Consider the following 15,093-nt stretch of genomic DNA (forward strand, 5'->3'; position numbering starts at 1 on the left):
AGAAGGCAGAAGGAAGAAGGAAGAAGGAAGAGGGAAGAAGGAAGAGGGAAGAGGGAAGAAGGAAGAAGTTAAAAGACCTCTTTCCGTTTCCCGTTTAGGGATCGCGCAGCAGTCGGCAAGCATACCCACCGACTGCTACGAGCAATAAGCCCAGCGCGGAGATAGCGTATAACAAAGCCATCCCAGCACCGGCACCTGTCCCCAGAATTGGGCCGAAAATAGCTGCTAAAAAACCTCCTGGTTGCATGGCGGGTTCAAAGACGCGATCGGCAAGTGGGCCTGCGATCAATAAACCGATCGCTGAGGCCAATTGCACGATGACTGCTCTGGTAGCAAAAACACGCCCCTGTACCTCTGGTGCAACTTCCGCCAGCCAAATCGCCTCGTTGGAACTGCCGAGGATGGGGAAATTGAAAGACGAACAAAATTGAGCGGGAATCCAGATAGAAAGCGCCTGACCGAAACCAAAGACTATTTTACTCAGACCCGCGCCTGCCATGCCCAGCAGAAAGCCTCGGATTCGGCGTTTGGGGCCGCCCCAAATACTGACTAATAATGCTCCTAAAACGCCACCTGCGCCGGCGGCGGAAAGGATAGTACCGAGGATTCTCGTATTATTGCCGGTGCGTGCCAGAATCATCGGTGAGTAGAGGGCCGCGCCGATGTCGTGAGCGAACCAGAATAGCGAAACCAACACCAGCAAGGCAAGCAGGCTGGGACGATGGACGATGTAGCGGAATCCGAAGCTGAGTTCTTGCCAAAAGTGGTGGCGAGTCGGCTGGGGATTGGAGGCGATATTGCTCCGCAATGCTGGCGCGATCGCGGGCTGGGGTATTTTGACAGATACTAGGGTGGCGATCGCGATTGTAAAAGTTGCCAGGTCGATCGTAAAAATCCCGCCGGGCCCAATCGCAGAATAGAGAATCCCCGCCAGCGTCGGAGCAATAATACTGGCCCCGTAATTTGCCAAAAAACTTAAACTGCTAGCGCGGCTGTAATGCTTTTCTGGCATCATTGTGGCGATCGCTGCTGAGTAAGCTAACTGCTGAATTTGGTCAAAAATTCCGTTAATCGCAGCCGCTATATATATATGCCATATTTGCAGGTTGTGGCTGATATAAAGTAATAGGATAGTGAGCGTTAACAAAGCTGAAACCGCATCACCGATCGCCATTAAAAATTTTCGATTCCAGCGATCGACGAGAATGCCAGCAACCGGAGCGAGCAAAATGCGTGGCAATTGAGTAAAAAACATCAACAAAGCCAAAGCCGTCGCTTGACTGGTGGACTCCCAAATCCAAATAGTCAGCGCAAACGCGGACATAGCGCTGCCAATCATCGAAGCAGTTTGTCCGAGCCAGAGTTGAATAAATTTTTGCATTAAATAGGCGATTGATAGGATTGAAAATTCAAAGGATAGGGGTTTTTAGGCAGGAGAATGACACCCGCATAAAAGCGCACATCGCCCTCATTAAAACCAAGGCCATTGCTGGCTAAGTGGAGATAATTCTTCATATTGCTGTCTCGCCTCGTTGCGGTAAAATTTCGCCAAATGCCGCTGCCGCCACATCATTGCGCCCGTCATAAACAGTACGATGGGTGCTAATCCTGCGATCGCATTTACCAGCCGCAAGTAAATTCCGCCATAGCTGCCAATATGTAGCGGATAAAGCGAGTTGAGAATTCGATTTGCGACAGAAGCCGAATTTACACTGTCAGCCTGCAATATTTCGCCACTGTATTGGTCGATAGAAATCGTGCTAATCCCGTTTGGGTGCGGGTCATTAGGAAATTTTTTCCTTACTTTAAAAGTTGCTTCAGGTGTCAAAGGCAAAGAAATAAAAGTGGTTTTAGCTTCCGGCCAAACAATACTCACTTGCTGTAATATTTCATCAAGGCTTTGCCTCGAACTGCTAGAGTGGGGATGAGAAGTCAATGCTGGCTGGGGCTTTTCATTGGTTAGCCAATACAGAGTAGATTCAACCGGCACGTAAAAAATTATCGCTGTCCCTGTAGCGGAAATGAGTATGAGAAAAGCGACCGATACAATGCCAGAAACGTTATGTAAATCAAATACAGTCCGCTGCCAGTGAGCTTTCCAATTAATAGAAAATCCGCGAGCCAAATTGCGCCAACCAGTCCACAATACCAAACCCGTAAAAGTTAGTCCTAGCATTACTAAACCGCAAATACCCACAACAAAATGACCGAATTCTCCTCCAGCTAATTCCGCGTGTAACGTAAAAATAAAACCTGTAAAAGTTTCTTTCCAAAGGCGCGCACCCTTAATTTCTCCGCTGTAAGGATTCACATAAACGCTAACTACTTCCTCACTCTTGGACTGCATCGAAACTTGGCAAACTTCCTTGGCTTCTCGCGGCAGCAAGATACTAAGAGCTTGATTTTGCGGATAAGCTTTTTCGACAACTTGCAGGACCTTTTCCAGCGGTATCCGTTCGGCTTGAGGAATTACTTGCAGGAGTTGGGGATTGAATAACCGCTCGATTTCTGGACTAAAAACCAGCAAGCTACCCGTTAAAGCAATTACTGCTAAAAATATTCCTACCACCAATCCCAAATACAAGTGCAGTTTGAATGCGAGTTTGCGGAAATTCATCTCGAAATTTTCCTCGAAGCCGTTAACTGTTCTCATTAAGGTAAAACCCATAGTCCGACAGGGAATGAATTCCCTGTCTCAAAGCTAAAGTCCTCTTAAGAGGACTGAGAAAAACACTTTTCAACTCCTTAGTCCTCTTGAGAGGACTTTAGCTATTAGACAGGGGTTTCAACCCCTGGCGGACTAGCGGGTGGGCGCGAGGACTAGCGGACTAACAGCTTAAATTGACACCAATGGGTTCTTGGAGTGTCCCTACAGGAGATATTGAATCTACCTCATAAACCTGCAATCTGTAATTACCAGTTAAGGCGGTAATTAACACTGAGAGTCAAACCTCTCCCTGCATAATTAACGCTGTCCGATCCAAATCCAGCGGAGTATTGGGATATCACGGGAAAATATTGATTATTCAATAAATTCTCGACTTTGACTTGTAGCAGCCCCGATCCAATTTTAACCGCGCTGACGTAATCCAGTGTGAGATAGCTGCTAATCGGCCCACCATCCGAGCCGTCTTTGAAGGCTTGATCGCGATTTCCAGAATATAATAACTGTAACCGATTGTTCCATCCCGGCAAAGTTTCGTTTTGAACATAAGCTGTTAGCTTGAGCGGTGGAATTCGGCTGCTATCGAGGGCGAGGTAACGCTTTTCTTCCTCATATTCGCCTTGAATATAAGTAGCAGTCCCGCCGATCGACCATTCTCGTGCAGGTTGCCAATCCACAGTCCCTTCTAAGCCGTAAATACGTTCTGGGGCGCGCTTTAGTTCCAGGCGGCCTGTGTTGCCAACTGGTTCAAAACGTACTCCTAGATCGGAGGTATTGTAAAAAGCGGCAAGCGACATTTGCACGGATTGCCAGCCTCCTCGAATGCCAATTTCGTAGTTGTTGACTTTTTGCGGTTGAGTTACTTCTAACGAAGACTCAATTCCGACAAAATCGTCGGGGGGTTGGCGGAGGATGCGGCCGAAATCTGGAACTGAGAAACCTTGAGAAAAGTTGCCAAATACGTTAAAGTTGTCGGTAATTTTATAGACCGCCCCTGTATTAAATAGGGTGGCGTTAAATTTGCGATCGCCTCCTTCGATCTGGCGCTCATTAAAAGTGGTATAATCATTGACGTTTAACCCGAGGCGTTCGTGACGTATCCCACCACTTAAAATGACGATATCGTCAATATTCCATTCCATTTGACCGAAAAAGCCAAGGCTGTTGTAAGTGTAAGGAGGAACGAAAGGACGCTCGGAGATTTTCCGGTAAACCCGGCCGCCACTTGTGTCAAATCTCTCCGGCTCGTACAGGTCGAAACGCTGTCTGCTATCTTCAGTAACATAGTCAGAACCCCAAGTTAATCGCAGATTTTCGGCACGGGATAAAGGAGTGGTAATCGCCAATCTACCTCCTATCTGTTCGTTCTCGCCTCGCGATCGAGCAACGCCGACAAACGGACCAAAGAAATCGGATGTGCGAAAATCAGAGGGAACACTTACATTGGAATTAGTTCGATAGTAGATTTGACTTTGAAGGCTGCTGCCAAAAAGGTTTTGGTTGGTGTAACTTAGGTTGAGCTGTGTACTTTTATTTCCCGGTGTTTCCCCGTCGATATCCAAATTTCCGGTGCGGATGGCGCGGGCTTTTTGCCGTCCTTCCCGATCGTCAATGCTAAAGTCTGGGATCACATTGGGATCTTGGGTTTCCCGATAGTGATTGACAGTTAGTTGCAGCCGCTGTTGGCTGTCCAAATCTACCCCGACTTTGCCCATCACGTTGAAGAGGGTGCTGCTATCTCCGCCGAGTTCAAAAAAGGGAATACGATCGCCTTTGGCATCGTAAAAAGCTCCACTTCTGGCGATCGAGACAGTGCCGGTGAAATCGAAATTGCCACTTCGACCAGAAATCGTCTGCTGAGCGTTAAAGCTTAGAGCATCTTCTGTATTTGTTAAAGCGCTACCGACACCCACTTCAGTAACAGCAGTTAGCCTTTCCTCAGTTGGCCGGCGAGTAATAATATTAATCACGCCACCCGTAGCCTGAGCACCGTAGATTGCGGTAGACCCCCGCACTACTTCAATGCGTTCGATCGCACTGGGATCGATGTTTCTAAATTCTCTGCCAAAAGATTGAAGATTGGTTGTTTGCGGCACGCCGTCAATCAGAACGGAAACGTCGCGCCCCCGCAAAGTTTGTCCATAAGTGCTAGTTTGTTGAGTCGGAGGCGCGAAACCGGGAACCTGATTTGCCAGAGCTTCCCCGATATTTCTCGATTGCCCTACCTGCTGCTGAAGTTCTTCTGAGTCTACCACTGTTATAGAGCGCGGCACGTTCGTCACTCTTTCTGCGGTTCGCGTTGCAGTGACGACGATTTCAATCGCGTCTCTCCCTACCTGTGGCGTTATAGCGGGTGGCTGTGTCGGTGTTCCTGGTGGCTGCGCTGTCGGTGGCAAGGGTTCTCCGGGCATTCCTGGTGGCTGCGCTGTCGGTGGAAAGGATTCTCCGGGCGTTCCTGGCGGCTGCGCTGTCGGTGGAAAGGATTCTCCGGGCGTTCCTGGCGGCTGCGCTGTTGGTGGTAAAGGTTCTGCGGGTATCTCTACTGGCTGCCCTGTCGGTGGTAAGGGTGCTGCGGGTGTCCCTGGCCGCTGTGTTGTAGGAGCCGGTGCAGGCGGGCGAGCAGTCATCTCCGAGCTGGGTTTTAAGCCCAGAATCAGACCCGCAGCATTAGGAATCACCCGTGCCACTGGTTGACCCCTCTCGCCAATCACTTTGATGCGGATGCTGTTGTTATCTAAAGGAGTAACGGTGACAGAAGCAATTCCGGCAGCCGGTTTGTCTTGACGAAACTCATTTCCCCCCGATAATCGCAGTTGAGCGGTGATGACATCAACTTGTAAAGTTTCGCCAAAGCTGGTGCTGAAGACTTGCAGGGGTCTTCCATCTTCAGTGTCTAGGATGATTTCGATGCCTTCTGACGTGGGGTTGAGGCGAACTGCCGTCACCTGCGCGATGGTGGAAGCGCACGCCGACTGAGCGATTAACGCTGGCACGACTCCTGCCAGCCCGAGGCTGCTTAATAATTTCTGCGATCTGTTCATTACTCTTTAATCAACAATTAATGGAACTTCGGATATGTGGTTGGCGTTGCTTGCACAACATGATTTGTGTCTTCTGTGCCTCTCGAAACTGACCTGCGGAAGATCCGGCCCAATTGTCGGGCGCAGTTTGAGCCGATTCTCCCGTCGCTAGCGGCCTTTGTCTGGGAATACAGCAGGTGCGTGAGGGCAAACGCCTCAGTCCGGTGGCGCTCTGGACGATCGCCCACGGTGGGCATTTTCCTCGCTTAAAGGAAGTAGTCGCTGGGCGCTTAATGAGAAAGTGCCTTAATTAGATAACGGAGCACTTGCATCTGTCAAGAGTTAACTAATAAAAATTTATTGCATTTCAAGATAGGGGGTCTCACCCCTCTATCTAGTTGGACACCACTTGCCTATTATGGTTGCTTGTCAGGGCCAGACAAACGACCGCCTAAAATGCTATGGCAAGAGTTAGAAAAATTGTCATATAGGAAATGAGAGGAGTTAAGAAAATATCTCAACTACTCTTGACAATAGATATCATCTAGCTTACTATGCTAAAAGTCGATAGCCGTAAAGCCTCTGAAGCCGATCTCGAAGCTGGCTCGGACTGAAAATCGCCCCGGAGCCATTGCCGAACAGCGCGATCGACCACAAAACGTTAAAAGAAGCGCTCATACCCGAATTGAAGACTCAAACGCGCTGATGAGAGACTCGTAACGCCGGACAACTGTTCACAGAAAGTCTATGTGGAAAGAATTTGGCGGAACTGGTTGGCGTACTGCAAACAAGATTTATTAGGTAAAAAGAATCGATGAGTGACGCAAGCATTAAGGGAAACCAACTCACCGAAAGTTGTACAAATTTAGTAGAACTCCTACAAAACAGAGCGTTACACCAACCAGAGCAGAAATATACGTTTCTGTTAGACGGAAAAACTGAAACCGCCAGTTTGACTTATCGAGAGTTAGATGCGATCGCCCGATCGCAGGCCGTGCGACTTCAGACATTGGGGCTCAGTGGCGAACGAGCCTTACTGCTTTTCCCGCCAGGATTGGACTATCTCGCCGCCTTTTTTGGATGCTTGTACGCCAAAGTGATCGCGGTTCCCCTCTATCCGCCGAAGCTGAAGCGGAATTTAGGGAAAATTAGTGCGATCGCCAAAGACGCAGGAGCAACAGTTGCGATCGCTCCCACACGACACCTGGAAAATTTAGAGCAACTGTGCGAGCAAGCCCCGGAACTTAAAGCGATACACTGGCTGAGTGCAGAGGTGCTTTGCGATGACGGCGAAAAATGGCAGCAGCCACCCATCGATCCCGACTCCGTGGCTTATCTTCAGTACACTTCCGGCTCAACCTCCACCCCCAAAGGCGTAATGGTGAGCCACGCCAACGTTTTGTACAACATCGAATACATTCACCGAGGCTTTGATCACGATGCCGAAAGCGTTGCGGTAACGTGGCTTCCCCCGTTTCACGACATGGGGTTAATTGACGGATTGCTCAAACCTTTGTATCTGGGAATTCCCTCTTACTTCATGCCACCAGCCGCGTTTATTCAGAACCCGATGTGCTGGTTGGAAACGATTTCGCGCTACAAAGCTACCCACAGCGGCGGGCCAAATTTTGCTTACGACTTGTGTGCTAGCAAAATCAGCAAAATGTTGGGCGATGGCCAAAAAATGCTCGACTTGAGTAGTTGGCGCGTGGCCTATAACGGCGCAGAACCCATCCACAAAGAAACCCTAGAACGATTTACCAAAGCTTTTGAGCCCTGGGGTTTTCAGGCGGATGCCTTTTGTCCTGCTTACGGAATGGCAGAAACCACGCTAAAAATTGCCACGGTTCGCAGCGGCGCAACACCGACTTTCTTAGCTGTTGATGCTGGGGCGCTGGAAAATAATCACATTGTAGAAGTTGTCGAAGGCGAGGGGGGCGCGAGAACTTTAGTCGGCTGCGGTTTCCCTGAATTTGGCACTAAAGTTGCGATCGTCAATCCCGAAACTCTGACGCAATGCCAGCCGCAGGAAGTCGGAGAAATTTGGGTAGCTGGCGAAACAGTTGCGCGAGGCTATTGGAATCGCCCAGAAGAAACAGAAAAAACTTTTCAAGCATATCTTTCAGATACCAGCGAAGGGCCATTTTTGCGAACTGGAGATTTAGGCTTTTTACGCGATCGAGAACTGTTTATTACAGGGCGACTCAAAGATTTGATTATCATCCGAGGTCGCAACCTTTACCCACAAGATATAGAAAGAACGGCAGAGCGCAGCCATCCCAGTTTGTGGCCAGGGGCGATCGCGGCATTCTCGGTGGAAGTCGCAGGCGAAGAACAGCTCGTTATCGTGCAAGAATTACAATCTCGCAAAGCGCCGGATAATGCCGAGGAAATTATCAGCGCCATCCGATCCCGCATTGCTCAAGAATATGAAGTGCAAGTTTATGGAGTAGTGCTGATTAAGCCCGGAAGCATTCCGAAAACGACCAGCGGTAAAATTCAACGTCGCGCCGCCTATGCTGACTTTCTAGCTGACAATTTGGAAGTAGTCGCCAGTAGCGTTTTAGAGTTAGCTGATTCGGTGGAAATAGACAATCAACTAACGCGAGAAATTCTGCTGACAGCAGAGTTACAAGAACGGCAGTTGCTTCTTGAGGCTTACCTTTGGCAGCAGGTAAACCGCCGGGGAATGAATTACCCAGCTAATAGCCAAAGTCGGCTAAAGCCGACTGAAATCGATCAACCACTCAGTAGCTTTGGACTAGATTCTTTAAGAATTTTTGAGTTAAAAAATCAAATAGAGAGTGACTTGGGCGTTACTGTATCGGTTGCCGATTTGTTTGAGGATAGGAGCATTGCTCAACTAGCAGAGAAAATTCGAGAGCAGCTAACAGGAAATACCAAGGCAGTCGTCATTAAGCCAGTTTCTCGATCGCGCCATCTTCCCCTGTCTTTTGCCCAAGAGCGCTTGTGGTTCTTCGACCAATTGGAACCAGGAAACCCCTTCTATAACCTCTGCGGTGCAGTTCGGATTACAGGACAACTCAATGCAGAAACGCTCAGACAAAGTATTGAGAAAATTATCGAGCGGCACGAGGTTTTGAGAACTGCGTTTGCTGGTGGAGAAAAAGCCCAAGTACAAGTTATTTTTGATGCCAAAAGTTTCCCATTACCGCTGATAGCTTTGAGCGATCGCTCCCCGGAGGAACGCGATAAAGCAGCGCAAAAAATGTCTGCGGAAGAAGCACAGTTGCCCTTTGATTTAACTCAACCAAATCTGCTCCGTGCCAAACTTCTGCGCCTATCTGAAACAGAACATACCCTGCTTTTATCCGCCCATCATATCATTTTCGATGGGTGGTCTTTGGGCGTATTTTTACGAGAATTAGCGGCATTTTATGAAGAGTTTACTAATAAAAAAATAGCTGCGATTCCACCGCTGCCAATTCAGTATGCAGACTTTGCAACTTGGCAGCGCCAACAAATGCAGGGAGAAATATTAGAAGCTCAACTTACTTACTGGAAGCAACAGTTAAGTGGTAGCGCAGCGGTTCTAAATTTACCAACAGACTTTTCTCGTCCCGCTGTTCAAAGTTACAAGGGAGGTCGGCAATTATTTGAATTGCCAGAGCACTTAACCGAGGCAATTAGGCAATTGAGTCGCCGCGAAAAAACTACTCCATTTATGACTTTGCTGGCAGCATTCAAAACACTGCTTTACCGCTACACGGGGCAAGAAGATATCCTCGTCGGTTCACCAATTGCCAGCCGCAACAGCAGCGACACCGAATTATTAATTGGATTTTTTGTCAATACTTTAGTCCTGCGATCTGACTTAACTGGAAATCCCACTTTTCGAGAGTTCCTGGGTCGCATTCGGGAGGTAACTTTAGGCGCTTATGCACACCAACAATTGCCATTTGAAAAACTCGTAGAAGAATTGCAGCCGAATCGAGATTTAAGTCACTCGCCTCTATTTCAGGTGATGTTTGCCTTTCAAAATGCCTCTGAATTCGCCTTAGAATTACCGGGTTTAAGCCTGAACTGCCAACAGATTCACAGCGGCACAACAAATTTCGATTTAACCTTGGAATTAGAAGCCACAGCAACAGGTATTAGAGGGTGGTTTGAATACAGCTTAGACTTATTTGAAGCTGCTACAATCGCGCGAATGGCGAGGCATTTTCAGAACTTATTAGAAGGTATCGTTGCGAATCCCTCCGCGCGTTTATCAGATTTACCGATGCTTGCAGAAGCCGAACGCCAGCAACTTCTATTTGAGTGGAATAATACTCAAACAAATAACTTTCAAAATGCCTGTATTCATCGCTTATTTGAAGCGCAAGTTGCGAAAACACCAGATGCTGTTGCGGTGCAATTTGAATGCCAAAGTTTGACCTACCGAGAACTGAACGATCGCGCAAATCAACTTGCCCATTATTTGCATTCCTTCGGCGTAAAACCAGATGGGATAGTAGGCGTTTATATGGCGCGATCGCTCGATGCGATCGTCGGAATTTTAGGCGTATTAAAAGCAGGCGGCGCTTATTTGCCCCTCGACCCCATCTATGCTAAAGAACGCCTCGCCTTCATGTTAGAAGACGCTGGAGTTAGCGTATTGCTGACGCAAGCAGAATTAAAAACAGAAACGCCAGCCCAAAATAATATTTCTGTGATTTGCTTGGATGCAGAATGGCAGACGATCGCCCAACAAAACAAGTCAAATCCTGAGAGCGCCGTTTTGCCAGAAAACCTCGCTTATATCATATATACATCCGGGTCTACCGGCAAGCCAAAAGGAGTGATGGTGCAGCATCAATCTTTGGCGAATTATACGCAGGCTGCAAGTGTCGAATATGGCATCGAACCAGGCGATCGCATTCTCCAATTCGCTTCCCTCAGCTTCGACGCCAGCGCCGAAGAAATCTATCCCTGTTTAACGCAAGGTGCCACCTTGGTACTGCGCCCAAATTCCATGTTAGACAGCATTTCTTCCTTCCTGCAAAAATGCCGGGAATGGCAAATCACCGTCTTAGATTTACCGACAGCTTACTGGCGCGAATTAACGGCCAGACTCAGCACCGAAAAAGCAGAATTTCCTCCATCAGTGCGCTTGACAATTATTGGCGGAGAAACTGCACTTTCAGCATCCCTGAATCAGTGGCAAAAGTGCGTTTCAGAAAAAGTACGACTTGTCAATACTTACGGCCCCACAGAAACAACAATTGTCGCCACGTGGTGCGACTTTCTCCCCTCTGCGCCCTCTGCGGTTAAAAACTCCCCAAAAACCTTGCCGATTGGTCGTCCAATTCCAAATGCCCGCACCTATGTACTCGATGCTAATTTGCAACCCGTTCCGATCGGAGTTCCCGGCGAACTTTATATCGGAGGTGCGGGCGTTTCCAGAGGATATATCAACCGTTCGGATCTGAATCGAGAAAAATTTATTCCCGATCCTTTTAGCAGCAAGCAAGGCGATCGCGAAGCGTGTGCGAAGCACTCTCGCCTTTACAAAACAGGCGATTTAGTCCGCTATCTCCCCGACGGCAATTTAGAATTTCTCGATCGCACCGATCGCCAAGTAAAAATTCGCGGTTTTCGCATAGAGTTGGGAGAAATCGAATCCACACTCAGCCAACATCCAGACGTGCAAGAAGCAGTAATTCTCGCGCGCGAGGAAGATTCAGGCCAAAAGCGCTTAATCGCCTACCTAGTTTTAAACTCAGCAGTCAGCATTGACAACTCTGCACGGATTAAAAATCTGCGTTCTTTTCTCCGGGAACAACTGCCAGATTATATGGTGCCTGCCAGTTTCATGTTTTTAGAAGCCATGCCATTAACGCCAAACGGTAAGGTAGATTTTAAAGCTTTTCCCGCACCGGAAACCAACAGTTTAGACGCCGATTTTATCGCTCCTGAGACTTTAGAAGAACAAGTATTAGCTGATATTTGGGCGGAGGTTCTCGGCTTAAAACAAGTGGGAATTAATGACAATTTCTTCGAGTTGGGAGGTCACTCTTTGCTGGCAACTCAACTGATTGCCAAGGTGCGCGATCGCTTTCAAGTTGAGCTATCGTTGCGCTGCTTGTTTCAATCCCCTACTGTCGCCAGTCTGGCAGTTGCGATCGCACAAGCTAAGAGCCAGCAGTCGCCCGAACCCCTGATTTCACTGCCCGCGATCGCCCCCGATCCTCAAAATCGCTACCAACCATTTCCGCTCAATGAAATGCAGCAGGCGTACTGGATCGGGAGAAATAGCTTCTTTGAAATGGGCAATGTTGCCATTCACGGCTATGTAGAAATTGAGAGCGACGAGTTAGATTTAGAGCGGTTTAGCCTCGCGTGGCAGCGAGTTGTAGAGCGCCACGATATGCTGCGGGCGATCGTACTTCCGAACGGACAGCAGCAAATTCTGGAAAACGTACCCGCTTATAAAATTGAGGTTGTGGATTTGCGATCGCTCGATTCAAAAGTTGCCGACGAACAACTCGAAGCAATCCGCGATCGCCTTTCTCACCAAGTGCTGCCGCTCGATCGTTGGCCGCTATTTGAAATTTGCGCTTCGCAAATGAACGATCGCATTCGCTTGCATCTCAGCATTGACGCTTTGTGCATAGATGGCTGGAGTTTTCAAATTTTGTTTGGTGATTTGGTCAAGTTTTACCGAAATCCCCATACTGCGATCGCGCCCTTGCAACTGTCTTTTCGCGACTGCGTGTTAGCTGCGATCGCCTTAGAAAAATCCCCATTTTACCAGCAATCCTTAGATTACTGGCTCCCTCGCCTCAAAACCCTGCCAGCAGCGCCGGAATTGCCCCTCGCCAAACACCCGAATTCCTTAACACAGCCGCGATTTAAACGCTGGAGCGATCGCTTAGATTTCTCAACTTGGCAGCGACTCAAAACGCGCACAGCTCGCGCCAGCCTCACTCCTACGGGCTTATTGCTGGCCGCCTATGCGGAGGTTCTGTCTCTGTGGAGCAAAACGCCTCGGTTTACCCTCAACGTGCCGCGCTTTAATCGGTTGCCTTTGCATTCTCAAGTTGAGGAAATTATCGGAGAATTTGCGTCATTTACTCTGCTAGAAATAGATAACTCAAAGCAAGAAAGTTTTGAAGTACGAGCCAAGCGATTGCAAGAACAACTTTGGCAAGATTTAGAACACCAATATGTCAGCGGCGTGCGGGTTTTACGAGAACTCGCCCAAGCGCAAGGTACAACTGCAGCGCTGATGCCAGTCGTGTTTACGATCGATCCGCAAAACGCGCCTGGGGAAGATACTTCTATCTTCTCTCTCATTCAAGAATTGGGAGAATTGGTGCACATTATCGGTCAAACTCCGCAAGTTTGGATCGACGCGCAATTTACCGAAACCTCTGAGGGGATGTCTTTTAGCTGGGATGCGGTGGAAGAACTTTTCCCGCCAGGGATGATTGACGATATGTTTGACGCCTATTGCAGCCTATTGCAAAGCCTCGCCAATGAAGAGGAAACTTGGCATAAAACGGTGCAGTTTCAGCAAGCCTTTACTAATAGCATTGAAGCACCCATTCCCGATGTATTGCTGCATGAATTGTTTGCTGAGAAAGTCGCGTCGCGATCGCACGAACCAGCCGTCATTACGCGCGATCGTACCCTCACCTACGAGGAACTCTATCTGCGATCGAATCAAGTCGGTCATTGCTTGCGAAATCTCGGAGTTCGCCCTAATCAATTGGTTGCCGTCGTCATGGAGAAAGGATGGGAGCAAGTCGTCGCTGTCTTGGGAATTCTAGCCTCTGGAGCTGCTTATTTACCCGTAGATGCGGCGCTACCAAAAGAGCGGCTGTGGTATTTGCTGGAAAATGGCGAAGTTGAGATTGTTTTGACGCAATCTCAGTTAAATCAACGCTTGGAATGGCCGAACAATGTGCGGCGAATTTGTCTTGATACTGAGGAATTAGCAACAGAAAGCGGCGAAGCTTTGGAATCAGTGCAGGAGGCGGAAGATTTAGCTTATGTGATTTATACTTCCGGCTCAACTGGCTTGCCGAAAGGCGTGGCGATCGCGCACCGAGGTGCAGTCAATGCGATCGCTCAGACCAACCAAGTGTTTAATGTGGTCGAGTGCGATCGCGCGATCGCAGTCACCGCACTGCACCACGATATGTCGGTTTACGATATCTTCGGCATCCTAGCAGCCGGGGGAGCGATCGTCATTCCCGATGCCGCACAACGGCTAGACCCCGCTCACTGGGCTCAATTGATGGTAAAAGAGAGCGTCACCATTTGGAACTCGGTTCCCCCGATGATGGAAATGCTGCTCGATTATGCTGCCGGACGTTCTGAAGAGTTGCCAGAGTTCTTGCGCTGGGCGTTTCTCGGCGGAGACTGGATTCCAGTAACGCTGCCTGATAGGTTAAGGGCGATCGCCCGTGAATGTCGCGTTGTCAGTGTCGGCGGGCCAACCGAAACTACCCTTTGGAACATCTGGTATCCGGTAGAAACTGTTGACCCTTCTTGGAAGAGCATTCCCTACGGATCGCCGATCGCCAATACACGCTATTACATTTTGAATCAAAGGCTAGAAGACTGTCCCGTCTGGGTTGCCGGCGAGATGTGCTGTGCCGGAGTTGGACTGACAAAAGGATACTGGCGGAATGAAGAAAAAACTCGCGCCAGCTTCCTGACGCACCCCGTCACGGGCGATCGCTTGTACCGAACGGGAGATTTAGGGCGCTTCCTCCCTGACGGCAATATCGAATTTTTAGGACGAGAAGATTTCCGCCTTAAAATTCGAGGATTCCGCATCGAAGCCGGAGAAATTGAAGCTGCTTTGAACGAGCACCCAGCAGTCAAAGCATCCATTGTCACCGCATTCGGAGAAAATCACAGTCAAAAGCGCTTAGTAGGGTATATCGTTTCACAACAAAACGCTGCCCCTGCGGTTGAAGAATTGCGCCAATTCCTGAAAGAAAAGCTGCCCGATTATATGGTGCCTTCTGCATTTATAATTCTGGACGCGCTGCCGCTTTCGGCGAACGGCAAAGTTAACCGCAAAGCACTGCCTGAACCGGATGCCGCAATTCCAGAAGCAAAGATTTTTGTCGCACCGCGCACCCCTATTGAGGCAATGTTAGCGAGAATTTGCTGTGAGGTTCTCGGCATTGAACAGTTAAGCATTACCGATAACTTTTTTGAACTAGGAGGAAATTCGCTGCTGGCAATTCAATTAGCAGCAAAGGTACGAGAATCTTGTCACCTAGAATTGCCTTTGTGCGATATTTTTGCAGGACGATCGCTCGCCGTACTTGCAGAAAATATTTCTGAAGCCAAAAACAAAAATGCGGCCGTAGTAGAACCCGCGATCACACCTGTTTCGCGATCGGCGTACCGCAGGTCGCTGTCCTCTTTGCGCTAACCACAAAT

Annotated in this window: 5 protein-coding genes; 1 reads left to right on the plus strand and 4 read right to left on the minus strand. The window is 48.7% G+C overall.

From position 1 onward, the window contains the following. Positions 1–94: 94 nt before the first annotated feature. The 4 genes from QUA01_RS19155 to QUA01_RS19170 form a co-directional block, all read right to left on the minus strand. The gene (locus QUA01_RS19155) at positions 95–1,381 is read right to left on the minus strand and encodes an MFS transporter (RefSeq protein WP_333091933.1); all 1,287 of its coding nucleotides are present in this window, start codon (positions 1,379–1,381) and stop codon (positions 95–97) included. 90 nt (positions 1,382–1,471) lie between these two features. Beyond that, on the minus strand, positions 1,472–2,653 hold the full coding sequence (locus QUA01_RS19160) for a PepSY-associated TM helix domain-containing protein (protein ID WP_333091931.1): 1,182 nt from the start codon (positions 2,651–2,653) through the stop codon (positions 1,472–1,474). Between the two features lie 260 nt (positions 2,654–2,913). After that, positions 2,914–5,706 carry a TonB-dependent receptor domain-containing protein gene (locus QUA01_RS19165; protein ID WP_333091929.1) on the minus strand — a complete coding sequence of 931 codons (2,793 nt, stop codon included), beginning with the start codon at positions 5,704–5,706 and terminating at the stop codon, positions 2,914–2,916. Between the two features lie 531 nt (positions 5,707–6,237). After that, positions 6,238–6,363 carry a hypothetical protein gene (locus QUA01_RS19170; protein WP_333091927.1) on the minus strand — a complete coding sequence of 42 codons (126 nt, stop codon included), beginning with the start codon at positions 6,361–6,363 and terminating at the stop codon, positions 6,238–6,240. A gap of 136 nt (positions 6,364–6,499) precedes the next feature. On the opposite strand from QUA01_RS19170, the gene QUA01_RS19175 reads away from it, so the two are divergent. After that, a complete protein-coding gene (locus QUA01_RS19175; protein WP_333091925.1) occupies positions 6,500–15,085 on the plus strand; it encodes an amino acid adenylation domain-containing protein in 8,586 nt (2,861 codons plus the stop codon). The last annotated feature ends 8 nt before the right edge of the window (positions 15,086–15,093 follow it).

Origin of the sequence: Microcoleus sp. S36a_B3, from assembly GCF_036700745.1 — a bacterium.
GTDB lineage: Bacteria > Cyanobacteriota > Cyanobacteriia > Cyanobacteriales > Microcoleaceae > Microcoleus.

Bases quoted from the DNA above. Each gene is read 5' to 3' on its own strand.
- QUA01_RS19155 (WP_333091933.1), bottom strand. From the start codon at position 1,381: ATGCAAAAATTTATTCAACTCTGGCTCGGACAAACTGCTTCGATGATT.
- QUA01_RS19160 (WP_333091931.1), bottom strand. From the start codon at position 2,653: ATGAGAACAGTTAACGGCTTCGAGGAAAATTTCGAGATGAATTTCCGC.
- QUA01_RS19165 (WP_333091929.1), bottom strand. From the start codon at position 5,706: ATGAACAGATCGCAGAAATTATTAAGCAGCCTCGGGCTGGCAGGAGTC.
- QUA01_RS19170 (WP_333091927.1), bottom strand. From the start codon at position 6,363: ATGAGCGCTTCTTTTAACGTTTTGTGGTCGATCGCGCTGTTCGGCAAT.
- QUA01_RS19175 (WP_333091925.1), top strand. From the start codon at position 6,500: ATGAGTGACGCAAGCATTAAGGGAAACCAACTCACCGAAAGTTGTACA.